The 24,243-nt window shown below is 72.9% G+C and carries 26 protein-coding genes, 1 tRNA gene and 1 riboswitch; of the genes, 18 read left to right on the forward strand and 9 right to left on the reverse strand.

Features of this window, described 5'->3' with window-relative positions; translation table 11 throughout:
- The first annotated feature begins 59 nt into the window (after positions 1-59).
- The gene (locus KPL57_RS34205) at positions 60-1,400 is read left to right on the forward strand and encodes an LCP family protein (protein ID WP_226354722.1); all 1,341 of its coding nucleotides are present in this window, start codon (positions 60-62) and stop codon (positions 1,398-1,400) included.
- A gap of 10 nt (positions 1,401-1,410) precedes the next feature.
- Here the strand turns inward: KPL57_RS34205 and KPL57_RS34210 are convergent, their stop codons facing one another.
- Positions 1,411-2,376: a Ku protein gene (locus KPL57_RS34210; protein ID WP_226354723.1), complete on the reverse strand. Its 966-nt coding sequence runs from the start codon at positions 2,374-2,376 to the stop codon at positions 1,411-1,413.
- Between the two features lie 52 nt (positions 2,377-2,428).
- On the opposite strand from KPL57_RS34210, the gene ligD reads away from it, so the two are divergent.
- Positions 2,429-3,343 carry a non-homologous end-joining DNA ligase gene (gene ligD / locus KPL57_RS34215; protein ID WP_226354724.1) on the forward strand — a complete coding sequence of 305 codons (915 nt, stop codon included), beginning with the start codon at positions 2,429-2,431 and terminating at the stop codon, positions 3,341-3,343.
- A gap of 52 nt (positions 3,344-3,395) precedes the next feature.
- On the forward strand, positions 3,396-4,019 hold the full coding sequence (locus KPL57_RS34220) for a putative glycolipid-binding domain-containing protein (RefSeq protein WP_226354725.1): 624 nt from the start codon (positions 3,396-3,398) through the stop codon (positions 4,017-4,019).
- On the opposite strand, the gene KPL57_RS34225 is transcribed toward KPL57_RS34220, so the two are convergent.
- From KPL57_RS34225 to KPL57_RS34235, 3 genes are all read right to left on the reverse strand, one after another.
- Positions 4,016-4,960 (reverse strand): prephenate dehydrogenase, encoded by a 945-nt coding sequence (locus tag KPL57_RS34225; RefSeq protein ID WP_226354726.1) that lies wholly within the window; start codon positions 4,958-4,960, stop codon positions 4,016-4,018. The genes KPL57_RS34220 and KPL57_RS34225 overlap by 4 nt on opposite strands.
- A 156-nt stretch (positions 4,961-5,116) precedes the next feature.
- Positions 5,117-6,415, reverse strand: coding sequence for an amidase (locus KPL57_RS34230; RefSeq protein ID WP_226354727.1), 1,299 nt, complete (start codon positions 6,413-6,415; stop codon positions 5,117-5,119).
- 42 nt (positions 6,416-6,457) lie between these two features.
- The gene (locus KPL57_RS34235; protein WP_226356624.1) at positions 6,458-7,807 is read right to left on the reverse strand and encodes an MFS transporter; all 1,350 of its coding nucleotides are present in this window, start codon (positions 7,805-7,807) and stop codon (positions 6,458-6,460) included.
- Positions 7,808-8,187: 380 nt separating this feature from the next.
- Here KPL57_RS34235 and KPL57_RS34240 point away from each other — a divergent pair, with 380 nt between their 5' ends.
- Positions 8,188-8,337 (forward strand): hypothetical protein, encoded by a 150-nt coding sequence (locus KPL57_RS34240; protein ID WP_226354728.1) that lies wholly within the window; start codon positions 8,188-8,190, stop codon positions 8,335-8,337.
- 64 nt (positions 8,338-8,401) lie between these two features.
- Here KPL57_RS34240 and KPL57_RS34245 read toward each other — a convergent pair whose 3' ends face one another.
- Positions 8,402-9,613 (reverse strand): M20 family metallopeptidase, encoded by a 1,212-nt coding sequence (locus tag KPL57_RS34245; protein ID WP_226354729.1) that lies wholly within the window; start codon positions 9,611-9,613, stop codon positions 8,402-8,404.
- Between the two features lie 109 nt (positions 9,614-9,722).
- Here KPL57_RS34245 and KPL57_RS34250 point away from each other — a divergent pair, with 109 nt between their 5' ends.
- From KPL57_RS34250 to KPL57_RS34295, 10 genes are all read left to right on the forward strand, one after another.
- The gene (locus KPL57_RS34250) at positions 9,723-10,238 is read left to right on the forward strand and encodes a tRNA adenosine deaminase-associated protein (protein WP_226354730.1); all 516 of its coding nucleotides are present in this window, start codon (positions 9,723-9,725) and stop codon (positions 10,236-10,238) included.
- Between the two features lies 1 nt (position 10,239).
- Complete coding sequence (locus tag KPL57_RS34255; RefSeq protein WP_226354731.1) at positions 10,240-10,713, forward strand: nucleoside deaminase; 474 nt, start codon at positions 10,240-10,242, stop codon at positions 10,711-10,713.
- Between the two features lie 21 nt (positions 10,714-10,734).
- Positions 10,735-10,819, forward strand: a tRNA-Ser gene (locus KPL57_RS34260).
- Positions 10,820-10,961: 142 nt separating this feature from the next.
- Positions 10,962-11,558 carry a maleylpyruvate isomerase family mycothiol-dependent enzyme gene (locus KPL57_RS34265; RefSeq protein ID WP_226354732.1) on the forward strand — a complete coding sequence of 199 codons (597 nt, stop codon included), beginning with the start codon at positions 10,962-10,964 and terminating at the stop codon, positions 11,556-11,558.
- A gap of 174 nt (positions 11,559-11,732) precedes the next feature.
- Complete coding sequence (locus KPL57_RS34270) at positions 11,733-12,119, forward strand: hypothetical protein (RefSeq protein ID WP_226354733.1); 387 nt, start codon at positions 11,733-11,735, stop codon at positions 12,117-12,119.
- A gap of 249 nt (positions 12,120-12,368) precedes the next feature.
- Positions 12,369-14,693, forward strand: coding sequence for a molybdopterin cofactor-binding domain-containing protein (locus tag KPL57_RS34275; protein WP_226354734.1), 2,325 nt, complete (start codon positions 12,369-12,371; stop codon positions 14,691-14,693).
- Between the two features lie 10 nt (positions 14,694-14,703).
- On the forward strand, positions 14,704-15,174 hold the full coding sequence (locus KPL57_RS34280) for a (2Fe-2S)-binding protein (protein WP_226354735.1): 471 nt from the start codon (positions 14,704-14,706) through the stop codon (positions 15,172-15,174).
- A 383-nt stretch (positions 15,175-15,557) separates the two neighbouring features.
- Positions 15,558-17,909 (forward strand): molybdopterin cofactor-binding domain-containing protein, encoded by a 2,352-nt coding sequence (locus tag KPL57_RS34285; RefSeq protein WP_226354736.1) that lies wholly within the window; start codon positions 15,558-15,560, stop codon positions 17,907-17,909.
- Between the two features lie 10 nt (positions 17,910-17,919).
- Positions 17,920-18,390, forward strand: a complete 471-nt coding sequence (locus KPL57_RS34290; RefSeq protein ID WP_226354737.1) for a (2Fe-2S)-binding protein — start codon at positions 17,920-17,922, stop codon at positions 18,388-18,390.
- 85 nt (positions 18,391-18,475) lie between these two features.
- Positions 18,476-18,793: a hypothetical protein gene (locus tag KPL57_RS34295; RefSeq protein ID WP_226354738.1), complete on the forward strand. Its 318-nt coding sequence runs from the start codon at positions 18,476-18,478 to the stop codon at positions 18,791-18,793.
- A gap of 65 nt (positions 18,794-18,858) precedes the next feature.
- Here the strand turns inward: KPL57_RS34295 and KPL57_RS34300 are convergent, their stop codons facing one another.
- Positions 18,859-19,173 (reverse strand): multidrug efflux SMR transporter, encoded by a 315-nt coding sequence (locus KPL57_RS34300; protein WP_226354739.1) that lies wholly within the window; start codon positions 19,171-19,173, stop codon positions 18,859-18,861.
- 20 nt (positions 19,174-19,193) lie between these two features.
- Positions 19,194-19,260, reverse strand: a riboswitch (guanidine-III (ykkC-III) riboswitch).
- Between the two features lie 72 nt (positions 19,261-19,332).
- Between KPL57_RS34300 and KPL57_RS34305 the strand changes: the two genes are divergently transcribed.
- Genes KPL57_RS34305 through KPL57_RS34320 form a run of 4 tightly spaced genes read left to right on the forward strand, consistent with a single transcriptional unit; the run spans position 19,333 to position 21,078 of the window.
- Positions 19,333-19,590 carry a hypothetical protein gene (locus tag KPL57_RS34305; protein WP_226354740.1) on the forward strand — a complete coding sequence of 86 codons (258 nt, stop codon included), beginning with the start codon at positions 19,333-19,335 and terminating at the stop codon, positions 19,588-19,590.
- Between the two features lie 35 nt (positions 19,591-19,625).
- Positions 19,626-19,994, forward strand: coding sequence for a VOC family protein (locus KPL57_RS34310; protein ID WP_226354741.1), 369 nt, complete (start codon positions 19,626-19,628; stop codon positions 19,992-19,994).
- 59 nt (positions 19,995-20,053) lie between these two features.
- Positions 20,054-20,416: a hypothetical protein gene (locus KPL57_RS34315; protein ID WP_226354742.1), complete on the forward strand. Its 363-nt coding sequence runs from the start codon at positions 20,054-20,056 to the stop codon at positions 20,414-20,416.
- A gap of 23 nt (positions 20,417-20,439) precedes the next feature.
- Positions 20,440-21,078, forward strand: a complete 639-nt coding sequence (locus KPL57_RS34320) for a LysE family translocator (protein ID WP_226354743.1) — start codon at positions 20,440-20,442, stop codon at positions 21,076-21,078.
- 7 nt (positions 21,079-21,085) lie between these two features.
- Here the strand turns inward: KPL57_RS34320 and KPL57_RS34325 are convergent, their stop codons facing one another.
- From KPL57_RS34325 to KPL57_RS34335, 3 genes are all read right to left on the reverse strand, one after another.
- On the reverse strand, positions 21,086-22,099 hold the full coding sequence (locus tag KPL57_RS34325; protein WP_226354744.1) for a YdcF family protein: 1,014 nt from the start codon (positions 22,097-22,099) through the stop codon (positions 21,086-21,088).
- Positions 22,099-22,923: a CPBP family intramembrane glutamic endopeptidase gene (locus tag KPL57_RS34330; protein WP_226354745.1), complete on the reverse strand. Its 825-nt coding sequence runs from the start codon at positions 22,921-22,923 to the stop codon at positions 22,099-22,101. Before KPL57_RS34330 ends, KPL57_RS34325 begins: the two co-directional genes overlap by 1 nt.
- A 119-nt stretch (positions 22,924-23,042) precedes the next feature.
- Positions 23,043-24,044 carry a DUF418 domain-containing protein gene (locus KPL57_RS34335; RefSeq protein WP_226354746.1) on the reverse strand — a complete coding sequence of 334 codons (1,002 nt, stop codon included), beginning with the start codon at positions 24,042-24,044 and terminating at the stop codon, positions 23,043-23,045.
- Positions 24,045-24,243: the final 199 nt, after the last annotated feature.

Consider the following 24,243-nt stretch of genomic DNA (forward strand, 5'->3'; position numbering starts at 1 on the left):
GCGCAGTATCGTCGGCCACGAATGCCCAGGATCCGGGCCGATCGGAGGGTGGCACAGGCATGGCCGGAGACTTCCGCGGCCCGCCCCCCGCGGGCGGGCGCCCGCCGCAGGGCGAGCCGCCGCGCGGCGGCCGTCCCGCGCGGCCCGGCAGTCCCGGCTGGACGAACCAGCCCCGCAACCCGCTCCCCGGACACGGGGGCCGTCCGCTCCCGCCGCCGTCCCCGCCGCAGCAGCCGCCCGGGGCCCCGCCGTCGCGCGGGGGCCGCGGACCGCTGCGCAAGCCGCCGCCCGGCCGCGCCGCCGGGGCGCCGCCACCGACCCGGGCCGCCGCGCCGACGCGTGGCCCGGTCATGCCGCGTCCCGCCGGAGCCGGGGCCGGGGGCGCGGGCGCCGGGGTGCATCCCGCGTCGCAGGCCCCCCGCGACGGCCGGGTCACCCGCGGCCCGTCGATGCCGGACTGGCGCCGCGTCCGCCGTGCCACCCGCGGTCGCTGGAAGGCCGTGCTGATCCTGCTGCTGGTCGCGTTCGTCGGGTTCGGCGTCTACCTCGACCAGAACATGACCCGGGTGCAGGCGCTGCCCGCGGACTCCCAGGCGTCGTCGTCGGGGACGAACTACCTGATCGTGGGCTCGGACAGCCGCGAGGGACTCTCCGCCGAGGACGAGGAACGCCTCGCCACCGGCGACGCGGCGGGCCAGCGCACCGACACGATCATGCTGCTGCACACCGGCAGCTCCGGCAGCGTGCTCGTCTCCATCCCCCGTGACTCCTACCTCCCGATCCCCGGGAAGGGCAGCAACAAGGTCAACGCGGCGTTCGCGTTCGGCGGCCCGGAGCTGCTCGTCGAGACCGTCGAGGGTGCCACCGGCCTGCGCATCGACCACTACGTCGAGGTCGGCTTCGGCGGGTTCGTCGGCGCCGTCGACGCCGTCGGCGGGGTGGACATGTGCGTCCCCCGCGCCATCGACGACCCGAAGGCCGGGCTCGACATCCAGGCCGGCTGCCAGGAGCTCGACGGGACGACCGCGCTCGGCTACGTCCGCACCCGCGCGACGCCCGGCTCGGACTTCGACCGCGTCAAGCGGCAGCGCGAGTTCCTCTCCGCGCTGCTCGGCAAGGCCACCAGCCCGCTCACCCTGATCAACCCGTTCCGGATGGTCCCGCTGGCGTCCGCGGTGACCGGCACCATCACCGTCGACGACTCCGACCACATCTGGAACCTCGCCGGCCTGGCCTGGGGCATGAAGGGCGTCTCCGGCGGCGACGGCGTGCAGACGACCGTCCCGATCGGCGGCAGCGCGGGCGGGTCGAACCTGCGCTGGGACCGCACCCGGGCCCAGGCGCTGTTCGGCGCCCTGCAGAACGACCAGGCGCCGCCGGAGTCCAGCTTCGGCCCCTGAGGGGCGCCGGTCAGGCGGTCTTCTTCGTCGACCGCCGACGTGTGGTGGCCGGCTTCGAGGGCTTCGCGTCGTCGGTCCCGGTGTCCTTCTCCCCGGTCTTCTCCGGCTCCTCGGTCTTCGTCGACCGGGAGGACGACCGCCGGGCCGGGGCCTTCTTCTCCGTCGACCCGGAACCCGACCCGGCATCCGACTTCGTCGACCGGGCCGCGTCCACACTGGCCTGCAGTGCCGACAGCAGGTCGCTCATCGAGTCCCCGCCGTCGTCGGCGGCCTCCGCGGCGGGCGCCGGGCGGGCGTCGCCGTCGGAGCGCTTCGCCTCGATGAGGTCGGCCATCGCGTCGCGGTACTCGTCGTGGAACTCCGACGGGTCGAAGTCCGCGCCCATGCTCTCGACCAGCGACGACGCCATCTTCAGTTCCTGCGGCTTGAGGTCGACCTCGTTGTCGAGGATGTCGAACTCCGGCTCGCGGATCTCGTCCTGCCAGATGAGGGTCTGGAGCACGATCGCCTTGCCGCGCACCCGCAGCAGCGCGAGGGTCTCGCGCTGGCGCAGCGCCACCTTCACCACGGCGGTGCGGTCGGTCTCCTCGAGCGCCTCGCGCAGCAGCGCGTAGGGCTTGGCGGCCTTGGTCTCCGGCTCCAGGTAGTAGCTCTTGTCGAACAGCATCGGGTCGATCTGGTCGTTCGGCACGAACTCGATGACGTCGATCTCGTGCCCCGTCTTCACGGGCAGCGACGCGAGGTCGGAGTCGTCGAGGGTGATCAGCTCGCCGTCGGGGGTCTCGAAGCCCTTCACGATGTCGGCGTAGGTGACCTCCTCGCCGCACACCTCGCAGGTCCGCTTGTAGCGGATGCGGCCGCCGTCCTCACCGTGCACCTGGTGGAACCGGACGTCGTGGTTGGACGTCGCCGAATAGACCTTGATCGGCACACTGACCAGCCCGAAGGACACGGCCCCGCTCCAGATCGCGCGCATGCGGTCCCCCCTCGCGTGCCGTCCGGAGTGACAGCATGACGGTGTGCAGCCCATGCTCGCCACCCCCGGACCCCTGCCGACCGGGGCCGGCTGGTCGTTCGAGGTCAAGTGGGACGGCATGCGCGTGCTGGCCGAGGTCACCGACGGCGGTGGCGACCCGGCACTGCGCCTGCGTACCCGTTCCGGACGCGATGTCACCGCGAACTTCCCCGAGCTCGCCGGTCTGGTGGACCTGGCCCCCGACGTGCTCCTCGACGGCGAGGTGGTGCTGCTCGACGGTGGTGTCCCCAGCTTCGCCGCGCTCGCCCACCGGATCCACGGCCCCGCGGGCGGCCGCCCGGTCACGTTCATGGTGTTCGACGTGCTGCGCCTCTACGGGGTGCCGCTGCTCGACCGCCCGCTGGCCGAGCGCCGGGCCACCCTGGAACGGCTCGACCTGTCCGCGACCCCGCACGTCGAGACCTCGCCGCTCTACCCGGACGGGGCCGCCCTGCTGGAGGTGACGGCGTCGCGGGGGCTGGAGGGCGTCGTCGCCAAGCGGGAGGACTCGCGGTACCGGCCGGGCCGGCGCAGCGCGGACTGGGTGAAGATCGCCCACCGGCACTCGCAGTCGTGTGTGGTGGGCGGCTGGAAGCCCGAGAGGTCCGGTGGTGCGGGGCGGATCGGGGCGCTGCTGCTCGGTGTCCCCGGGCCGGACGGGCTGGAGTTCGCCGGCCGGGTCGGGTCCGGGCTGGCCGGGGCGGCGGTGCAGGAGCTGCTCACCGCCCGGCTGACCGGGGCACCGGAGTCGCCGTTCGCGCAGGTCCTGCCCCGGGTCGACGCCGCGGGCGCGCGCTGGTGCTCCCCGACGGTCGTCGCCGAGGTCGCCCACCTCGGGTGGACGGCGGCCGGCCGGCTGCGGCAGCCGGTCTTCCGCGGGATCCGCGACGACGTCGACGCCGCCGACGTCCGCCGGGAGCCCCGCTGAGGGCGCCCGATCATCACCCGTTCGCGTGGTCCGTGCGGCGATGTGGTTCGGTGTGCCCGACATCGACGACCCGGAGGTGACGCGCGTGGCGGTCATGCTGACCTGGCGGTCCGACCCCGAGACCGACGGCGCCGCGGGCATGGAGTCGGCGCGCATCACGACCAACGGCGGCGGCTTCCGTGCCGTCGGCCGGATCATCCGCGGCGGGGCGGGCGGGGTGCTCACCGCGTCCTACCGGCTCGTCGTCGCCGGCGACGGGACGCTGTCGCGGCTCGCCGTCGACGTCGCCACCGCCGAGGGGGAGCAGCAGCTCACGCTGTCGCGCAGCACCGACGGCGTCTGGCTGGTCGACGACGGCTCCGGCGGCAGCCGCGGCCACTTCGGCGGCGCCCGCGACGTGGACCTCGCCTTCAGCCCGGTGTTCAACGCGCTCCCGGTCCGGCGCCTCGCCCTGCACCGCGAGCCCGCCGAGCACGTGCTGCCGATGGTGTTCGTCGACCTCCCGACGCTGACCGTCGAGAACACCGAGCAGACCTACCGCACCGTGACGGCCGGGTCGCCCGGCACGCCCGCGGTCGTCGGCTTCGCCGCGGGCTCGTTCGCCGCCGACATGACCGTCGACGACGACGGCTTCGTCCTCGACTACCCGGGCATCGCGTCCCGGGTGACGCTCTAGCGCTTCACCGGCTCGACGACGTCGCCGCGGCGGCCGAGCTCGCGCAGCTCGGCGAACACGTCCGGCGCGCCGAGGTCGACCGGCACCTCCAGCGGCTCGCGGGTCGAGGCCCACCGCATCCGCGCCTCGTGCCCGGAGCGCACGGTCGCGGCCAGCCCACCGGTGGAGGCCAGCGCCCCGCGCATCGCGCCGAGCCTGCCCAGCGCGTCGTCGACGGCGGCGAGCAGCGCGCCCCGGTTGCCCTCGCACATCGCCAGGACCAGCTCGGGACGGGTCCCGGCGACCCGGGTGCCGTCGGCGAACGAGCTCGCCGACAGGGCGAGGGCGAGGTCGTCGCCCTGCTCACCGGCGCCGACGGAGGCGAGCACCGCGGCGAACAGGTGCGGCAGGTGCGAGATCCGGGCGACGGCGACGTCGTGCTCGTCGACGGCCGCGGGCACCACCCGGGACCCGCAGTCCCAGGCCAGCTCGGCGACGTCGCGCCACACCTCGACGTCGAGACCGTCGTCGGCGGCGACCACCCAGGCGGCGTCGGTGAACAGGGCCGCGGACCCGGCGGGCCAGCCGGACTCGGCGGTGCCGGCCATCGGGTGCCCGCCGACGAACCGGGTGCGGGGCGCGAACTGGGCGACCGCGTCGGCGACCGGCACCTTCACGCTGACCGCGTCGGTGAGCCGGCAGGTGGGGGCGACCGCGTCGACGCGGCGCAGCACCGCTTCCAGCGCGGTCAGCGGGACGCACACGACGACCAGCGCGTCGGCCTCGGCGGCCCGGGCCAGCGCGGCGTCGGTGTCGGTGGTGACGTCGAACCCGTCGGCGACGGCGGCGGCCGCGGTCGGCTCGGACGCGGCGGTGCCCCACACCTCACGCCCGGCGCGGGCCGCGGCCCGCAGCAGCGACCCGCCGATCAGTCCGGTCCCCAGCACGCACACCGCTCGCATGCGTCACGAGGGTAGAGACCGCGGTTCCCGGCCCCGCGCGGACTCCGCTCGTCGCACCGCCCGACCCGGTGATCACCGGTTGTGGAGCGCAGAGGTACGGAAACCGCACTCCGGACTCCACAACCGGTGATCATGGACGGGTGGGCGGCGCGGCCGTCACCGCAGCGCGCGCTCCAGCGCCCGCGCCAGGCCCAGCAGCACGTCCTCGCTGACGGTGATCCCCACCAGCTGCACCCCCGCGGGCAGCCCCGGCACCGGGACCGGCAGCGCGACGACGGGCCGGTCGAGCAGGTTGAACGGCGAGGTCAGCTGCAGCATCGACGGCAGCACCGGCACCCCGCCGTGCTCGGTCGCGCCGATCGGCGTGGCCCGCAGCCGGGTGGTGGGGCAGAGCAGCACGTCGCAGGAGGCCCCGAGCCGGTCGAGCAGGGCGCGCCCGACCCGGCGGCGCTCGCGCCGGGCGTCGACGTAGAGGTGCGCCGGCGCCTCGGCGTGCGGGGCGAGCCGGGCGGCCGTCGCGGGCTGGTACTCGTCGCGGCGCTCGGCGAACCAGCGCCGGTGGGTCGCGTAGGCCTCCGCGCCGGTGATCACCGGGTAGGTGGCGGCGAGCTCGGCGACGCCGGGGGTGTCCTGGGCGGCGACGGGTGCGCCGAGCGCGGTGAGCGCGTCGGCCGCGGCCCGGACGGCGTCGGCGATCACCGGGTCGTGCGGGCGCCACCAGTCGTCGTCGGCGACGCCGATCCGGGGCAGCACCGCCGCGGCCGACGCGCCGGGCTCCCCGAGCGCGGTCCGGGCGACGGCGAGCGAGGCGGCGTCGGCGGCCAGCAGCCCGACCGTGTCGAACGACTCGGCCAGCGGGAACACCCGCTCACCCGGGATGGCCCCGCGCCGCGGCTTCAGCCCGGCGACGCCGCACAGCGCGGCCGGGGTCCGCACGCTCGCCCCGGTGTCGGTCCCGACGGCCAGCGCGAGGTGCCCGGCGGCGACGGCCGCGGCGGACCCGGACGACGAGCCGCCCGTGATCCGGGCCGGGTCGTGCGGGTTGCGGGCCGGGCCGGTGGCGGCGACGTCGCCGGTGGGGCCGTAGGCGAACTCGTGGGTGTGCAGCTTCGCGACGACCACGGCCCCCGCGGCCCGCAGCATCGTCACCACCGGTGCGTCGGCGGTCGCGGGGGCGGCGTCGGCCAGCAGCCGCGAGCCGCACCGGGTCGGGAGCCCGGTGACGTCGACCAGGTCCTTGATCCCGACGGCGACACCGTGCAGCGGGCCCAGCCGTCGTCCGGCGGCGGACAGCGCGGTCAGCTCGGCGGCCCGTTCGTGGGCCCGGTCGGCGTCGAGGGCGACCACGCAGCCGGTCGTGTCGGACTCCAGCCGGGACAGCACGTCGTCGACGTGCTCGGAGGGGGAGAGCTCCCCGGAGTCGAGGGCCCGCAACAGATCGGGGAGCGGCAGCACGCGCTCAGCGTGCCGTCGCTCCCCGACTCCGACAACCGGTGGTCAGCGCGCGGCGTGCATCGTCGCCGCGATCTCGCGCGCCTCTTCCACCGACCCCGCCGACGGCTGCGAGTCCCGCAGCGGCCGGTTCGCCGTCTCGGGGAGGAACAGCAGCGTCACGACGCCGATGACCCCCGCCGCGATCAGGTAGTAGCCGGGCCACAGCAGGTCGCCCGTGGACAGGACGAGCGCCGACATCACCAGCGACACGGTCCCGGCGAACGCCGACACGAAGATGTTGAACGCGATCGACAGTCCGCCGTAGCGGATCTGTGTCGGGAACAGCGCCGGCAGCGTCGACGGTCCGGTGGCCGAGAAGCAGATCAGCAGCAGCCCCATGACCAGCAGGCCGAGGAACACCGCGGGCACCGACCCGTTCTGCATCAGCAGGATCATCGGGATGCCGAGCACGATCAGCCCGCCCGCACCGACCCACATGATCGGCTTGCGCCCGGTGCGGTCGGACAGCCGCCCGAGCAGCGGGATGATGAACACCGCCAGCCACAGCACCGCGATCTGCAGCCACGACGACGTCGTGGAGTCGATCGAGGTGCCGCCGTGCTGGTCGACCGTCGTCTCCAGGTAGGTCGGCATGTAGCTGGTCAGCATGTAGTTCGTGACGTTCCAGGCGACGACGACGCCACCGACCATCACGAAGGTCGGCAGGTACTTCGTGAAGATCAGCTTGAGGCCGTCCTTCACCTGGGTGCCCTCGCGCTCCTCGGACTCCGAGAGCAGGGTCTGGAAGGCCGGGGTCTCCTCCAGCTTCACCCGCAGGTACACCCCGACGATGCCCAGCGGCAGCGCGACGAAGAACGGGATGCGCCAGCCCCAGCTCGACATGGACTCGGAGCTGAGGACCAGCGGCAGTACCGAGGCGATGGTGGCGCCGAGCGCGTAGCCGACGAACGTGCCGAGCTCCAGGAAGCTGCCGAAGTACCCGCGACGACGGTCGGGGGCGTACTCGGCGATGAAGGTCATGGCGCCGGCGTACTCACCGCCGGTGGAGAAGCCCTGCAGGACGCGGGCGGCCACGAGCAGGATCGGTGCGGCCAGCCCGATCGAGGCGTACGACGGGATGAGCCCGATCAGGAACGTGCCCAGCGCCATCAGGATGACCGTGATCGACAGGACCTTGGTCCGGCCGATGCGGTCGCCCAGCGGGCCGAAGAACAGCCCGCCCAGCGGACGGAAGAAGAACGCGATCGCGAACGTCGCGAACACCGCCACCTGGGACAGCGGCCCGGGTGGGAAGAATTCGGCCTCGATGGTCGTGGCCAGATAACCGTAGACACCGAAGTCGAACCATTCGGTGATGTTGCCGACCGCGGCCGCCGCAACAGCACGCCGCATGGTCGCGGGATCGGTGACGGTGACGCCGTCGACCGTCCCTTCTGTCGTGTCGTCCACGTTGTTCCCCCTGGCGACACCGCACGCCACGGCAACCCTTTCGTCGGGTAAATGTCGATCCGTGACGATGTGTCCGTTTCGTTGAGTGGTTCTGAGAAACGTTAACGAGGAGCGGGCCGGGTTGCTCGATGTGACGTGGGCGAGTCTGTGAGAGGAATCATCGCGATTCGCCTTCCTGCAGGCAGGACAGCAGTTTTCGGGCGTGGCACCGTAGGGGACGGGCGCAGGTAGCGCCCGTGGGACTCGCAAGCGTCGCGACTCCGCCCGGGTCATCCGGACCCGGTCACCGGACCCGGCGCGTGCCCGTGTGAGGAGGAGCCGTCATGGCTGTGTCGAGCGCCGTTTTCCTGTCGATCATCGCGAGCACGGGGGTGGGCCTGGCGGTCACCTCCGCGCTGGCCGCCTACGCCCAGCGCAACTGGAAGGGCTACGGCCGCGTGGCCCCGGCCGTGCAGGTCGAGGAGACCGTCTGAGCGTCCGCGCTCCCGGCACCGCATCCCGCAACGGGGTGCGGCGCCGTCGCGTACCGGGCGGGGCTCAGCCGGTCGCGGCCAGCGCCAGACCCGCGTGGACGGCGACCCCCGCCGGGAACGCGGCCTCGTCGAACACCACCCGGTTCGAGTGGTTCGGCGGGGCGAGGGCCGGGTCGACCGACGGCGGCCGCGCCCCCAGGAAGGCCAGCGAGCCCGGCACCCGGTCCAGCACGTAGGAGAAGTCCTCCGAGCCCATCAGCGGGTCCGGCATGGCGACGCAGGCGCCGCGGCCGAGCACCTTCTCCGCGACGCGCACCAGCCCGGCGGTCGCGCGGTCGTCGTTGCGGGTGACGGGGTAGCCCGGGACGATCTCCGCCTCGGCCGTGCAGCCGTAGGCCAGCGCGGTGTGCCGGCAGTGCTCGGTGACCGCCCGGTGCAGCAGCGTGCGCACCGGCTGTGACAACGTCCGCAGGGTCCCGGTCAGCTCCGCGGTCTCCGGGATGACGTTGTCGGTGGTGCCCGCCTCGATGCGGGACACCGTGACGACCGCGGACTCCTGCGGCCCGACCCGGCGGGTCAGCAGGGTCTGCAGGCCGCCGACCATCGCCGCGGCGGCGGGGACCGGGTCGCAGGCGTCCTGCGGGGCCGAGGCGTGCCCGCCGCGGCCGGTCACCCGGACCCGCAGCACGTCCGCGGCCGCCATGATCGGGCCCGGCCGGTGGTGGAGCTGCCCCGTCGGCACCGTCGAGGTGATGTGCAGGGCGTAGGCCAGCTCGGGGTCCTCGTCGAGCACGCCCTCGTCGATCATGTGCCGGGCGCCGTGGAACCCCTCCTCGCCCGGCTGGAACATGAACACCACCCGGCCGGCGATCCGGTCCCGCCGGTCCGCGAGCAGCCGCGCGGCCGAGGCGAGCATGGCGGTGTGGGTGTCGTGCCCGCAGGCGTGCATGGCGCCGGCGGTGCCCGAGGCGAAGTCCAGTCCGGTGTCCTCGGACAGCGGCAGCGCGTCCATGTCGCCCCGCAGGAGCACCGTCGGCCCGGGACGGTCGCCGTCGAGGACGGCGGTCACCGAGGTGCAGGACCCGCCCGTGCGGATCCGCAGCGGCAGCCCGTCGAGGGCCCGCAGGACCGCGTCCCGGGTGCGGGGCAGGTGCAGTCCGAGCTCCGGTGCCCGGTGCAGCTCCCGGCGCAGCGCGACCGTCCGCGGCTGCAGGACGCGGGCGGCCTCGAGCAGGCCGCCGGGGAGCCCCGCGACCGAGGCGGGCGTGATGGGCATGGACCGATCGTCGCTGACCGGAGCCCGTCCGGCGCCCGCGGGCCCGGTGTGACCACGCGTACCTGGTCGTGGCGTGACTCACAAGCCCGGAGCGACGTACCGTTGGCGCGTGGCCACACAGAGCGTCGAGGCAGCCCCGGACACCCGTGGCGCCGCCCTGCCCGGATTCGCGGTCGCCGCGATCCGGGAGGAGGGCCGTTGGCGCTGTGTCCGGCTGGATTCCGAGGCGCTCGTGGACCTCGACGCGGCGATCACCGCGTTGCGCGCGCAGCGCTCCACCGGTGCGGTGCTCGGCCTCCTCGACGTCGACGACGAGTTCTTCGTCCTCCTCCGCCCGTCCGCGGGCGGGGTGCGGCTGCTGATCTCCGACGCCGTCGCCGCGCTGGACTACGACATCGCCGCGGACGTGCTCGACCTGCTCCGCGTCGAGCTCCCCCCGGACGACGACGCCCTCGACGACGCCTGGCCGGAGGGCGACCTCGGCATCCTGGCCGACCTCGGCCTGCCCGCCGACGAGCTGGAGATCCTCGTCTCCGACCTCGAGCTCTACCCCGACGAGCAGCTGGACACCATCGCCCGCCGCTGCGGGTTCGCCGTCCAGCTGGACGAGCTCGTCGGCTCCTGAGTTGTTCCGCCCGGCCGACCGGCTCGCGCTGGGCCGTGCCCTCGACGTCGCGCGCGGTGCCGCGGCGACCGGGGACATCCCGATCGGTGCGGTCGTGTTCGCCGCCGACGGCACCGAGCTCGCCGCGGCCTGCAACGCCCGCGAGGCCACCGGTGACCCGACCGCGCACGCCGAGGTGCTCGCCCTGCGCGCCGCCGCGGCCGTCGTGGGGGAGTGGCGGCTGACCGGGACGACCCTCGCCGTGACCGTCGAGCCGTGCACCATGTGCGCCGGCGCGATCGGGCTGGCCCGGGTCGAGCGCGTCGTGTTCGGGGCGTGGGAGCCCAAGACCGGCGCCGCGGGCTCGCTGTGGGACGTGCTGCGCGACCGGCGGCTCGCGCACCGTCCCGAGGTCGTCGGCGGGGTCCGCGCAGGTGAGGCGGCCGCCCTGATGCGCGAGTTCTTCGGCCGGACCCCGTGCGCCGACCGCGACTGAGCTTCTTGTAACCTAGTCGGCGGTAGCGTGTCCGAGCGGCCGAAGGAGCGCGCCTCGAAAGCGCGTGAGGTTCACGCCTCCGTGGGTTCAAATCCCACCGCTACCGCTGGTCAGAGGGCCGGACCCCCGAGTCGGGGGTCCGGCCCTCTGTCGTCGGTGGCGGTGACGGTGGCAGCCGGGCCGCCGGGGCCCACCGATGAGATCGGCGGCCGGGCCGGGTCGCTACCGGCATGCGAACCGTGCACCCCATGGCGGCGGACGAACGCCGCGCCCAGGTCACCCTCTACTCCGGCCTGTCCGACGACGAGTGGGACGTGCCGTCGCTCTGCACCGGCTGGCGGGTGCGGGACGTCCTGGCCCACACGACGATGCCGTTCCGCTGGTCGGTCCCGCGGTTGCTGCTCGGTGTGGTGCGGGCGCGGGGGTCCTTCGACCGGTTCGCCGACCGCGCCGCGCGCGACGACGCGGCGGCACTCACCCCGGGCGAGCTGGTGGCCTGTCTCGACGCGCACGTCGAGGACCCGTGGTCACCACCCGGTGGTGGCCCGGTCGGCGCGCTCTCACACGACGTGATCCACGGCCTGGACGTCGCGCTCGCACTGGGGCGCCTCGAGCACGTCTCCCCTGAACGTGCGACGACCGTGCTGGCCTCGATGCGCCCGGAGCACCTGCGCTCGTTCGGGACGACGATCGACGGGTTGCGACTGGTCGCGACCGACACCGGCCCGGTACGCGGCGACGGTGCCGAGGTACGCGGCCGGGCGGCGTACCTGCTCGCCGCGGTCTGCGGACGACGTGTCCCCGGGGAGGCGCTCACCGGCCCCGGCGCTGCCCGGCTCGTGTAGCCGACGGCGCACCGCGGGACGTCGCGCCGGGTGGGCCGGGCGGCCGGTGACGGGCGGAGCGGTCTCCGGTCGTCTCCGACCGTGGTCCTACGCCGTGGATCATTCCCGGCTCCGATGTGGCCGACCCCCCTCCGGCGCGACAGTGGGTGCACACCCCGATACGAGGAGCTGGAGATGACCACGATGACCACCACCCCGCACGGCCACGGCACCCCGGAGCCCGCCCGCCCCGGCGACCCGGACGCGTACCCCGTCCTCACCGTCCTGATGCTGATGCTCGGCGGCTTCGTGCTGCCCGTCGTCGGCTGGCTCGCCGGTGTCGTGATGCTGTGGACCGGGCGCTCCTGGACGGTCGGGGAGAAGTGGCTCGGCACGCTGGTGTGGCCGGGGATCGTCGCCGTCCCGGCGCTGGTGCTGATCGCGGGCCTCGCGGCGACCCCGGAGCCGGGCGCCGGGCACTGGGCGATCATCGTCGCCGGGATCGCCGGTGTCCTGGGTGCGCTGGTCGTGCTGCCCTGGACCTTCGTCAAGCTGCTGCGCGCCGGCCGCCGTACCCACTGAAGTTGGTAGTGATGCTCGCTCGAACAGGTGAACGGAATATCCGGCACGCAACCTCCTGATTCGGACCTGTGAGACACACCGGACCCGCATCTGCGGACACGTCCCTGCCGATCGTCGACGTCGTGCGGATCTCGCCGGGTTCCGTACGTCACATCGGCGGGCGCATCACGACGGCCGCCCTCTCGTTCCGCTCTCCAACGGACTCCGTCGGCCGCTCCCCAGGGCCCCGGAGCGAAGGAGAGGACAACGATGTCTGCCCCGACTCGTGCACGCACCGGACGCCGTGACGTCAGCCGTCGCCGATTCCTCGGCTACCTGGTCGCGGCCCCCACCCTCGTCGTCGCCGCCGAGGTCGGCCGCCAGCAGCTGTTCGCCCCGCCGGGGGCCTCGGCCGCGGCCATCCCGTCGCCGCCCCAGCTCGCCGACACCTACGACCTGCTCGACGCGATCCGGGACACCTCCCGGCCGACCTCGGCCCTGATCCGGGTGGAGGTGAACCGGGACGGCACGGTGTCGTTCCAGCTGCCGCGGTCGGACAACGGGCAGGGGATCATCACCTCGACCGCGATGATCATCGCCGAGGAGATGGACCTCGACCCGGACCAGGTGAAGGTCACCCTGGCCGACTCGCGCCCGGAGCTGGTGTTCAACCAGCTCACCGGCGGCTCCAGCACGACGTTCTCGACCTACACCCCGATCCGGGTCGCCGCGGCGATCGCCAAGGGCCGGCTGCTGGACGCGGCCGCCGCCCTCCTCCAGCAGGACGCGAACACCCTCACCAGCCGCGCCGGGCTCATCACCGGCGCCGGGGGCAGCGCGATCCCGGTCGGCGAGCTCACCGAGGCCGCGGCCGTCGACGCCACCCGCTCGGTCGAGGTCGTGCTCAAGCCGCGCGAGGAGTTCACGGTCATCGGGACCGACCGGCGCAACGCCCAGGCCCACGACATCGTCACCGGCCGCAAGCAGTTCATCGCCGACCTGAGGATCCCCGACGCGCTGCCGACGGTGATCTGCCGCGGCCCGAACCTGAACTGCGCCCCGGTGTCGGTCGCCAACGTCGACGAGGTGCGCTCCATGCCGGGCGTCACCGACGTCGTCGAGTGCGCCACCGGCGTCGCCGTGCGCGCGCACACCTACGGCCAGGCCGTCGACGGCGTGAACGCGCTGCGCGTGCGGTGGGACGCCGGCACCGTCGAGGGCGAGAACGACGAGTCGGTGCTGCAGAAGGTGCGGGCGGCCGAGCTGCCGCTGGCGGTCCCGTCGGTGGCGGGGGAGACCGTCGAGGGCGACTTCACCTTCTACTTCCGCAGCAGCTCGGCGCTGGAGACCAACACCGCGATCGCCGACGTCCGGGACGGCCGGTGCGAGATCTGGACCTCGCTGAAGATCCCGATCACCGTGCAGCACGACATCGCCGAGCAGCTCGGGCTGCCGGTCAACGCGGTCACCATCCACATCGTCCCGGGCGGCGGCTCCTTCGGCCGCCGGCTGTTCGGCGACGCGGCCAAGGAGGCCGCCGAGATCTCGCAGAAGCTCGGCAAGCCGGTCAAGCTGATCTGGTCGCGCGCCGACGACTCCCGCCAGGGCCGGGTGCACCCGATGGCCACCTCCCGGATCCGGGCGGTCGTCTCCGGCGAGTCCGTCGTCAGCTTCGAGCAGCGCCACACCGGCGTCACCTGCGACTTCGGGCACGGCTTCGGCGACGCCGTCACCGCGGCCGCCGCGAAGGCCCCGCTCGGCCAGCTCTCGGTCGCGGAGTCGATCTGGGAGCTGACCCAGGCCACGCCGTACGACTTCGGTGCCCAGACCCGGGTGCTCAGCGAGGTCGACATGCGGTTCAACACCGGCTCGATGCGCAACGTGTACTCGCCCGACGTCTGCACCGCCCGTGACCTGATCGTCGACCGCATCGCCGAGAAGATGGGCAAGGACTCCTACGAGTTCCGCCGCGAGTTCCTCCGCAACGACGCCATGCGCGCCGTGCTCGACAGGGTCGCGGAGGAGGGCGACTGGGGTCGGTCGATGCCCGACGGCACCGCGCAGGGGATCGGGTTCCACGTCGAGTACAAGGGCTTCGCCGCCTGCCTGGTCGAGATCGACTGCCGCCCGCAGACCGTGGACCGGAAGGTCCGCCAGGCGAGGACCGGTCCGCGCGTGACCAAGGCGGTCTTCGCCGTCGACGGCGGTCTGGTCATCAACCCGCTCGGTTTCAAGGCCCAGATCATGGGCGGGATCAACGACGCGATCGCGATGACGCTGACCGCGGGCCTGCACCTGGTCGACGGGCACTTCGTCGAGGCGAGCTGGGACAACTACTTCTACACCCGGCAGTGGAACACCCCGCTCGACCTGCAGGTCCACCTGGTCGACAACGGCCGGCCGGAGCCCGGCGGGGCCGGTGAGTTCGGCGTCGCCCCGACCTGCGGGGCCATCGCGAACGCCTACGCCCGGGCCACCGGCCGGGTGCCGGACCACTTCCCGATCCTGCACCACGAGCCGCTGCCGTTCGAGCCGTACCCGACCGTCCCGCCGATCCCGCCGTCGCCGACCAACGGTCTCGACTTCGCCCGCTGAGGAGCCCGACATGTCTTCCCACACCTTCACGGTCAACGGCGAGAAGGTCACCGTCGACGTCGAGGACGACGTCCGGGTGCTCTGGGTCCTGCGTGACCTGCTGGGCGTGACCGGTCCGAAGTACGGCTGCGGGATCAACGTCTGCAAGGCGTGCACGAGCCACATCAACGGCAAGGCGTTCAACCCGTGCTCGGTGCCGGTGGGTGCCCTGTCGGAGTCGGACGAGATCACGACGATCGAGGGCCTGGCCAAGGGCGAGGAGCTGCACCCGATGCAGCAGGCCTGGATCGACAACGACGTGGCCCAGTGCGGGTACTGCCAGCCCGGCCAGATCATGGCCGCGGTGGATCTGGTGAAGCGCTGCTCGGCCGAGGGCCGCTCGATCGACGACGAGGCCCTGGACGAGATCCGCAACATCTGCCGGTGCGGCACCTACAACCGCATCCGCGAGGCGATCAAGGCCGGCGCCGACAAGATGTGAGGGCGAGCGCCCGCCGCACGGGTCCGGGCGGCGGGCGCACTCCCCTCGGTGGCGCACCCGTCCCGGGCCTGCCGGGCTCGACCTGATCACCCGTACGAGTGGTGTCCCTCCCAGTAGAGCAACCTCATCCTGCGGACTTTGCGGCGGCGAGTCATCCGCATCTGCGGGTAAGGGGACCCTGAGCGCCAACTCGTTGACCTGCCAATCAAGGTATCTCCGACGGTCCGGCAGCGGATTTCCCATGACACGTAGCGCGCGTACCGACGCGTATCCGTCGAATCAGGCACGTCGTTGATCGCCCGAATGCCCCGCAGCCGTCCCCCGCTCCCCGCACCGGACGTCGCATCGGGTCGTGCACCGCAGCACATTCGGAGAGGACAACGATGCCCGCTCACAGCGCCACCGCCCCCGAGCGCCCGGCGTCCGGCGACGGCCGCAAGAACGTCAGCCGCCGGCGGTTCCTCGGCTACCTGGTCGCCGCCCCCACGCTGGTCGTCGCGGCCGAGATCGGGCGCCAGACCTGGTTCCCCGGAGTCCCGCAGGCCAACGCGGCCGCGGTTCCGTCGCCGCCACTGCCCGCCGAGCTGTACGACCTGCTCGACGCGCTGCGCGACTCCATGCGCCCGACCGCGAACCTCATCCGCATCGAGGTCAACCGCGACGGCACCGTCTCCTTCGCCCTGCCCCGGTCCGACAACGGTCAGGGCATCATCACCTCGACGCAGATGATCATCGCCGAGGAGATGAACCTGGACCCCGACCAGGTCATCGTCACCCAGGCCGACGCGCGCCCCGAGCTGGTGTTCAACCAGCTCACCGCCGGGTCGAGCACGACCTTCTCCACCTACACCCCGATCCGGGTGGCCGCCGCGCTGGCGCAGAAGCGCCTGCTCGACGCCGCGGCGAACGAGCTGCGCCAGGACGTGAACGTGCTGCGCAGCCGCCAGGGCCTCATCACCGGCAACAACGGTGAGGAGCTGCCGTTCGGCGAGCTCACCGAGCTGGCGTCGAGCGCGGCGAACGAGGCCGTCGACGTCGTGCTGAAGGACCGCGAGCAGTTCACCGTCATCGGGACGTCGCGGACCAAGTCCGATGCGCGCGCCATGGTCACCGGCAAGAAGCAGTTCGCCACCGACCTGCAGATCCCCGACGCCCTGCCGACCGTGATCTGCCGCGGCCCGAACCTGAACTCGGCCCCGCAGGGCGCCAACAACCTCGACGAGGTCCGTGGGATGCCGGGCGTCACCGACGTCGTCGAGATGACGACCGGCGTCGCGGTGCGGGCGAAGACCTTCGGCCAGGCGATCGACGCCGTGAACGCGCTCGACGTCTCCTGGGACGGTGGCACCGTCGAGGGCGAGAACGACCGCTCGGTCCTGGAGAAGCTGCGCCAGGGCGAGCTGCCGCTGGCCGTCCCCCAGGTCCCCGGTGAGACGATCGAGGGCGACTTCACGTTCTACTTCCGCAGCAACTCCTCGCTGGAGACCAACTGCGCGATCGCCGACGTCCGCGGCGGCACCGCCGAGATCTGGGGCCCGGCGAAGAACCCGATCGCGGCCCAGGCCGAGATCGCGAAGAAGCTCGGCATCCCGCAGAACGCCGTCACCTTCCACGTCACCCAGGGCGGCGGTTCCTTCGGCCGCAAGCTCTTCTTCGACGCCGCGGAGGAGGCCGCCGAGGTCTCCCAGCTGATGGGCAAGCCGGTCAAGCTGATGTGGACCCGCGCCGACGACTCCCGTCAGGGCCGGGTGCACCCGATGGCCACCAGCCGGGTGCGGGCCCAGGTCAGCGGGGACACCGTCACGAGCTTCGAGATCCGTCACACCAGCGTGGCCACCGAGGGCAACCCCGGTCTCGGCGAGGCGATCACCGCGGCGGCGCAGAAGGCCCCGGGCGGCAACTACACGGTCTCGCAGAGCCTCTACGTGCTCACCCAGACCAACCCGTACAACGTCGGCGTCGCGACCTCGCTGCTCAACGAGGTCGACATGCGGTTCAACACCAGCTCGATGCGCAACATCTACTCGCCCGACACGGCGACTGCGCGGGAGCTGATGGTGGACCGGGTCGCGGAGAAGATGGGCAAGGACCCGTACGAGTTCCGGTCCGCCTACACCAAGCTGACCCGCTGGAAGAACGTCGTCGACCGGGCCGCCCAGGAGGCGGACTGGGGCAAGTCGATGCCGAAGGGCACCGCCCAGGGCATCGCGATGCACGTCGAGTACAAGGGCGTCGCCTGCGCCGTCGTCGAGCTCGACTGCCGCCCCGAGACCGTGGACCGGAAGATCCGTTCCGCGCGCACCGGTCCGCGCGTCACGAAGGTGACCTACGTCGTCGACGCCGGCTTGATCATCAACCCGCGTGGCTACGAGGCCCAGATGATGGGCGGCATCAACGACGGCATCGCGATGACGCTGACGTCGGGCCTGCACCTCGACGACGGGCACTTCATCGAGGCCAGCTGGGACAACTACTTCTACACCCGGCAGTGGAACACCCCGCCGGAGATGAACATCGTCCTCATCGAGGATTCCGAGTCCCCCGAGCCCGGCGGAGCCGGCGAGTTCGGCGTGGCCGCGACCTGCGGCGCGATCGCCTGCGCCTACGCCCGCGCGACCGGGAAGGTCCCGACCGAGTTCCCGATCCTGCACAACGAGCCGCTGCCGTTCGAGCCGTACCCGACCGTCCCGCCGATCCCGCCGTCGCCGACCAACGGCCTCGACGTCGCCCGCTGAGAGGACTGACATGCCTTCCCACACCTTCACGGTCAACGGCGAGAAGGTCACCGTCGACGTCGAGGACGACGTCCGCGTGCTCTGGGTCCTGCGCGACATGCTCGGGGTGACCGGTCCGAAGTACGGCTGCGGGATCAACGTCTGCAAGGCCTGCACCAGCCACATCAACGGCAAGGCGTTCAACCCCTGCTCGGTGCCGGTCGGCGCCATCTCCGAGTCCGACGAGATCACCACCATCGAGGGGATCGCGAAGGGCGAGGAGCTGCACCCGATGCAGCAGGCCTGGATCGACAACGACGTCGCCCAGTGCGGCTACTGCCAGCCCGGCCAGATCATGGCGGCGATCGACCTGGTCAAGCGGTGCGCGGCCGAGGGGCGCTCCATCGACGACGAGGCCCTGGACGAGATCCGCAACATCTGCCGGTGCGGCACCTACAACCGCATCCGCGAGGCCATCAAGGCCGGCGCCGACAACATGTGAGCCGGGTGCGGCGTGCTCCGTATGCCGCATCTCACTGGGCCGTTAGTGTGAACGGTCTGCTCCCCGCTACCGAAGGACGGATTCGATGAAGAACCGGATGCGACGCTCGCTGATCGCCGTCGGCGCCCTCGCGGCCGTGGCGTTCCCGCTGGCCGGGATCGCCGCCGCCGACACCGACGAGGGTCACGGCTACCCCAGCACACAGAGCCCCACCCAGGGCCTCGACGCGGTGGGAGCCACCGTCGGGACCTTCGGGGCGAGCTTCCTCGACGCCGCCGACACGTTCTCGCCGAGCAACCGGCCCGACGGCGTCAACGGCACCGACACCGAGATCCCGCAGCCTGACCCGCGCTTCGTCGAGGGTCCGGCCGGCGGGCTGGTGAAGGACGGACCCTTCGAGTAAGGGGCTCCCAGACGGCGGGGCCGGCGCTCCTCACGGGGGTGCCGGCCCCGTCGTCGTACCGGGACTCAGTGCAGGACCTTCAGCCCCACCACACCCGCGACGATCGCGAGCAGGCACAACAGCCGCGCCGTCGTCGCCGGCTCGCCGAGGGCGGCCATGCCGTAGAGCGCGGTGCCGACCGCGCCGATGCCGACCCACACGGCGTACGCGGTGCCGACCGGCAGGTCGCGCAACGCCAGGGCCAGCCCGCTCATGCTCAGGGCGAGCGCGCCCGCGAACAGCAGCGACGGACCGAGCCTGCTGAACCCGCGGCTCCGCGACAGCGCCGCGGCCCACACCGTCTCCAGCACACCGGAGACCACGAGGTAGATCCATGCCATGACGAGCTCCTCCCGGAAGGGATGCGTCGTCTTGGCGTTCCGGGTACGGCGCGTCTCGTCCGGGGAGCCGCCGGGTGGGCGGTCCGGTACCAGCATGGCGGACCGCCGGGCCCGGGTCGAGTGATGGTGACCGGTCGGACCGCCGCCTACCCTTCTCGGGTGCGCCTGCTCGCCGTCGTCGCGGGGTCGTGCCTGTTCACCGGCGGGATGGTGCTGCTGCCGTCCTGGCTGGACCGGGTGCTGCCCGATCCGGACGACCAGCCGTACGTGTACTACCTCCCGCCCGGCGCCCCCGACCCGCCCGGTCCGGACCTGACCTGGCCGATCCTGGGAGCGGTGCTGGTCGGCATCGGCCTGGTCTGCGGGGGAGCGGCGCTGCTGTGGCTGGTGTTCCGGCTGATCTCCCGGCTGCGCTGAGGCTCGAGCCGCATCGATCCCGCTACCGTCGTCGCATGCTGGTCGTCGGCTCGATCGTCCTGCGCGTCACCGACCTCGCACGACAGGTCCGGTTCTGGACCGAGGCGCTCGGCTACGAGGCGCGCACCCCCGCGGACGACGACTTCGTGCTCCTCCGCCCGGGCGACGGCCGCCCCGGCCCGAACGTCTCGCTCGACGTCGCCCCGTCCGAGCGGGTCCTGCCGCCGCGCATCCACCTGGACCTCTACGCCGACGACCAGCAGGCCGAGGTCCGGCGCCTGGTCGCCCTCGGCGCGCAGGAGGTCCCCTGGGGCAACCGGCCGGCCGACGCCGACTACGTGATCATGCAGGACCCCGAGGGCAACCGGTTCTGCGTCGTCGACGGTGGGGACCGGCGGCCGTGACCGGTGTGGACGACGGGCGGTCGTCGACGCGTCCGCCCGGACAGGACGAGGTGCTGACGGTGACGGAACCCGGAACCCTGATCCGCGACGTCCGCGTGTTCGACGGCCGGGCCGTCGTCGCCGCCGACTCGGTCCGTGTCGCGAACGGACTGATCACCGAGGTGGGCGAGGGCCTCGGGCCGGGACCGGACGAGCAGGTCGTCGAGGGTGCGGGGGCGACACTGCTCCCGGGCCTGATCGACGCCCACACCCACGTCTTCCCGGGCAGCCCGGAGCAGGCGCTGCTGTTCGGCGTCACCACCGAGCTCGACATGGTCGCCGGCCCGTCGGTGGCCCGGGCCCTGCGCGCCGAGGCCTCGCACCGGGACGACATGGCCGACCTGCGCACGGCGGCGGCGCCCGATACGGGCTCGACACCGTAGGCGGGTCGGCGGACGCTTCCGCCGTGGACCATCGACTCCTCGCGTTCGCCGCCGCCGCGGCGGTCGTCATCGTCATCCCCGGACCCAGCGTCGTGTTCACCGTCGGCCGCGCGCTCGCGGCCGGCCGGTCCGCCGCCCTGGCGACGGTCGTCGGCAACGCCGTCGGCGTCTTCCTGCAGGTGGTCGCGGTGGCGGTGGGCCTCGGGCACCTCGTCGCCCGGTCCGCTGTGGCGTTCACCGTCCTGAAGCTGGTGGGCGCCGCCTACCTGGTGTACCTGGGGATCGCGGCGTTCCGGCACCGGCACGACGTCGTCCGCGCGATGCAGCGCTCCGCCGGTGACGCCCGGCGGGTGGGTCCGGCCCGCAGCGTCGCCGACGGGCTGGTGGTCGGCCTGCTGAACCCGAAGTCCGTCGTCTTCTTCGTCGCGTTCCTGCCCCAGTTCGTCGACGCCCGCGGGCCGGTCGTCACGCAGATCCTGCTGCTGGGGGCGTTCTTCGTCGCCATCGGCCTGGTGCTCGACAGCGTGTGGGCCCTCGCCGCCGGTTCGGCCCGGGCCTGGTTCGCCTCCTCGCCGAGACGGATCGCGGCCGTCGGCGGTGCCGGTGGGCTCGCGATGATCGGGCTCGGCGTCGGGGTGGCGGTGACGGGGTCGTCGCAGTAGCCGCCGGCTACCGGTCGAGGCCGACCGTGACCCCGAGCATCACCAGCGCGAGACAGATCGCGCCGTTCAGGACCGGATGCTCGGCCAGGATCGCGACGAACTCGCGCAGCGTGGCGCTGGGCCGGTAGTAGCGGGCGGTCGGGGAACCGACGACCTGACCGTTCACCCCGGCCCGGCGGGCGGTGAGCGCGGCGCGGAAGGCGTGGAAGTTGTTGGTGACGACGACGCACCGGTGGCCGGGCAGCCGCTCGGTCATGAGCGCCCTGCTGAACACGAGGTTCTCCCGCGTCGTCCTCGACCGGTCCTCCCGCAGGATCCTCTCCGACGGCACGCCGCGGTCCACGAGGTAGTCGGCCATCGCGACGGCCTCGGCGACCGGCTCGTCGGGACCGCGCCCACCGGAGGTCACCAGCATCGGGGCCCCGCCCCGTTCCCGCTCCCGTTCCCACAGGGCGACCGCGCGGTCCAGGCGGGCGGCGAGCAGCGGTGGCACTGCACCGCGGACGAGCCCCGACCCGAGCACGACGACGAAGTCGACCCCGGGACGGACACCCACCCGTCCGTACACGAACGCGTAGGCGACCAGGCTGCACAGCAGGAACCCGAACCAGGCCGCGAGCAGCAGCGCCACGTAGGTCAGCGTCGTCAGGAACCGGTTGTCGACGACCACGGTGAGGGGGACGAGGACGACGATCGCGAGACAGGCGAGCCCCGCGAGCAGCGACAACAGGTTCCCCGGCCGACGTCCTTCCCGCCGCATCATCACGACGCCGTTGACGAGCAGAAATCCGGTGAGGATCAGTACGCAGACGATCAACAGCGTCGCCAGCAGCGCTGTGGCGACGTCGACGACGGCCATGTCGAGCCGGGTGAGCCCGGCGACCGTCCCTGCCAGCAGGAGGGCTACCGCAGTCCCGCCGAGCACGGCGTTGCGGAACCGCCGTCGTTCGACGAGCATCCCGACGACGCAGAGGGCCGCCGACACCGCCGCGAGCCCGAACAGGACACCCGCCGCCGTCATCAGGCCGTCGTCGGCAGATCCGGGCCCGGGTGACGGACACGGAACCACGCCGCAATCCCGACGCAGCACACGAGGACGAGGAGGACGGCGATGCCGGCCGACGACGAGCCGGTGGTGTCGGACCCGGCGGACGGGTCGGCGACGAGGTTCTGCACCAGGTTCCAGACGGTGTGGAAGCCACACGCCGCCCACAGTCCTCCCCTGCCCAGCGAGATGATGCCCAGCAACGCCCCCAGGGCGACGGTCGACGTGACGTAGACGACGGAGATGTCGGCGTTGAACGAGTGGCACAGGCCGAAGACGAGCGAGCTGAAGGCGACCGCGACGCCGCTGCCGAAGCCGGTCCGCACCGCACCGAGCAGGTAGCCACGGAACAGCAGTTCCTCGGTCGACGACTGCAACGCGGTGGCGACCAGGATCACGGCCACCGCGAGCACTCCCTGGGACACCGGATCCCCTCCGGTGTCCGCTGCGCCGTCGCTTGTGCCGCCCACGACGGATCCGACGACGGAGCCGATCACGAGCAGCACCAGGGCGAGCGCCCCTGCTCCCAGAACCGCCGGGACGGGCCTCCGCACCGGGACGCCGAGGCTCGACAGCCCCCGCTTCTCACGCAGCCGCAGCCACAGCGCGAGCAGGATCAGCGACACGCCGAACGGGACGACCAGACCCACACTGCGCCACAGCCAGGTGTGGTCCGCCGGGGGGCCCAGCATCAGCCAGAGGAACTGGCCCGCGAACAACGCGACGACGGTGACGACGGTCGCCAGCGAGGCACGTCTCCAGCGGCCGTCGACCTCGCGCAGATGGTCCTGTCTCGTCACCCGTCACTCCTGTCGTGGTAGCCGTGCGTCCGAGGTCCGCCCGCCCCGCGGGTGTCCGATCATGACCCCCGTGCCCGGTCCCGGCGGAGAGTTCCCCCCGCCGGGTGACGACGGCGGGGCTACGTCATCCGTGCGGGTGACCACCAGGAGATGCTGCGCCACAACCACTCCACCGGTCCGTACCGGAAGCGGCGCACCCACCAGCGGCTCCCGGCCACCTGGAGCATCAGGATCGCCGCGCTGACCGGCAGCAGGGCGCGGTACCCGTCCGGGCCGGAGAACGCCGGGACCGCGGTCAGCAGCAGGACCAGCAGCGTCGCCGACAGGTAGTTGGTCAGCGCGAGCCGCCCGAGCGGGGCGAGGACCGACGAGACCCACGGCCCGACCGGGGAGCCGGTCAGCAGGACGAGCGCCGCGGCGTAGCCGACGGCCATCACGAGGCCCGTCACGGCGGACACCTGGTCGAATCCGCTGCTCCCGATCGTGTCGACCTGGATGCTCAGCAGCGGCACCGCGACGACGACCGCCCCGGCGAGAACGGCGGCCCACACGGCCCGGTCCGGTGCCGCCATCCGGCGGTGCAGGCCGTAGCGGGCGGCGGCGAGACCCAGCAGGAACAGGCCGGGGACCAGCAGGAGCCCGCCACTGGTGAACGTGAGTGCCAGGGCTGTCGCCACCGCCCCGCCGAGAGCGATGACCGGCCGCGGCAGCCAGGTGGCCGGCAGCAGCACGACGAGACCGACGATCGCGTACGGGAGCAGTGCCTCACCGGGCTGCAGGAGCTGATGGGCGGCACCGAGCACGCCGAGTACGAGCAGCCGGCGCAGCAGCACGAGCCGTGGACGGGCGGTCCGGCGGGCGGCGCCGTCCAGGAACAGGGCCGTACCGAGCCCGAACAGGAAGGAGAACAGGGGGAAGAAGCGCTGGTGCGCCGTGAGCTCCAGCCATTGGGGGAGGGACCCGTGCCAGGCACCCGACGCGGGCGGCATGTCGGCGAGCGGCGGGATGTTGACCAGCAGGATCCCGCACAGGGCCAGCCCGCGCAGCGCGTCGAGGGCGTCGACCCGGTCGGGGCCGACGGCCTCCGGGTGCGCGGGAGCGCGGACGTCTGTTCGGTGCATCTGTGCAGCGTGGCGGATGTCCGGGGTGTGCGGATCGGCCTGCGGGCCCGTTCCGACCGTCGGCGGTCGTACTTTCGGCCGGGCGCGACGGCTGCCGGTCGGTCCGGTGGGGGAGGGGCCATCGGTCGTCCGGCACCGGAACGAACGGTGCGTCGAAGGCCGGACCGGTTTCCGCACGCCACACGAATCCGGGTGACCG

This window comes from Pseudonocardia sp. ICBG601, from assembly GCF_020496245.1.

Excerpts from the sequence above, each read along its gene's own strand:
- KPL57_RS34205 (WP_226354722.1), top strand. The coding sequence starts at position 60 with ATGGCCGGAGACTTCCGCGGCCCGCCCCCCGCGGGCGGGCGCCCGCCG.
- KPL57_RS34210 (WP_226354723.1), bottom strand. The coding sequence starts at position 2,376 with ATGCGCGCGATCTGGAGCGGGGCCGTGTCCTTCGGGCTGGTCAGTGTG.
- ligD (WP_226354724.1), top strand. The coding sequence starts at position 2,429 with ATGCTCGCCACCCCCGGACCCCTGCCGACCGGGGCCGGCTGGTCGTTC.
- KPL57_RS34225 (WP_226354726.1), bottom strand. The coding sequence starts at position 4,960 with ATGCGAGCGGTGTGCGTGCTGGGGACCGGACTGATCGGCGGGTCGCTG.
- KPL57_RS34235 (WP_226356624.1), bottom strand. The coding sequence starts at position 7,807 with ATGCGGCGTGCTGTTGCGGCGGCCGCGGTCGGCAACATCACCGAATGG.
- KPL57_RS34240 (WP_226354728.1), top strand. The coding sequence starts at position 8,188 with ATGGCTGTGTCGAGCGCCGTTTTCCTGTCGATCATCGCGAGCACGGGG.
- KPL57_RS34245 (WP_226354729.1), bottom strand. The coding sequence starts at position 9,613 with ATGCCCATCACGCCCGCCTCGGTCGCGGGGCTCCCCGGCGGCCTGCTC.
- KPL57_RS34265 (WP_226354732.1), top strand. The coding sequence starts at position 10,962 with ATGGCGGCGGACGAACGCCGCGCCCAGGTCACCCTCTACTCCGGCCTG.
- KPL57_RS34270 (WP_226354733.1), top strand. The coding sequence starts at position 11,733 with ATGACCACGATGACCACCACCCCGCACGGCCACGGCACCCCGGAGCCC.
- KPL57_RS34275 (WP_226354734.1), top strand. The coding sequence starts at position 12,369 with ATGTCTGCCCCGACTCGTGCACGCACCGGACGCCGTGACGTCAGCCGT.
- KPL57_RS34280 (WP_226354735.1), top strand. The coding sequence starts at position 14,704 with ATGTCTTCCCACACCTTCACGGTCAACGGCGAGAAGGTCACCGTCGAC.
- KPL57_RS34285 (WP_226354736.1), top strand. The coding sequence starts at position 15,558 with ATGCCCGCTCACAGCGCCACCGCCCCCGAGCGCCCGGCGTCCGGCGAC.
- KPL57_RS34290 (WP_226354737.1), top strand. The coding sequence starts at position 17,920 with ATGCCTTCCCACACCTTCACGGTCAACGGCGAGAAGGTCACCGTCGAC.
- KPL57_RS34295 (WP_226354738.1), top strand. The coding sequence starts at position 18,476 with ATGAAGAACCGGATGCGACGCTCGCTGATCGCCGTCGGCGCCCTCGCG.
- KPL57_RS34300 (WP_226354739.1), bottom strand. The coding sequence starts at position 19,173 with ATGGCATGGATCTACCTCGTGGTCTCCGGTGTGCTGGAGACGGTGTGG.
- KPL57_RS34310 (WP_226354741.1), top strand. The coding sequence starts at position 19,626 with ATGCTGGTCGTCGGCTCGATCGTCCTGCGCGTCACCGACCTCGCACGA.
- KPL57_RS34325 (WP_226354744.1), bottom strand. The coding sequence starts at position 22,099 with ATGACGGCGGCGGGTGTCCTGTTCGGGCTCGCGGCGGTGTCGGCGGCC.
- KPL57_RS34335 (WP_226354746.1), bottom strand. The coding sequence starts at position 24,044 with ATGCACCGAACAGACGTCCGCGCTCCCGCGCACCCGGAGGCCGTCGGC.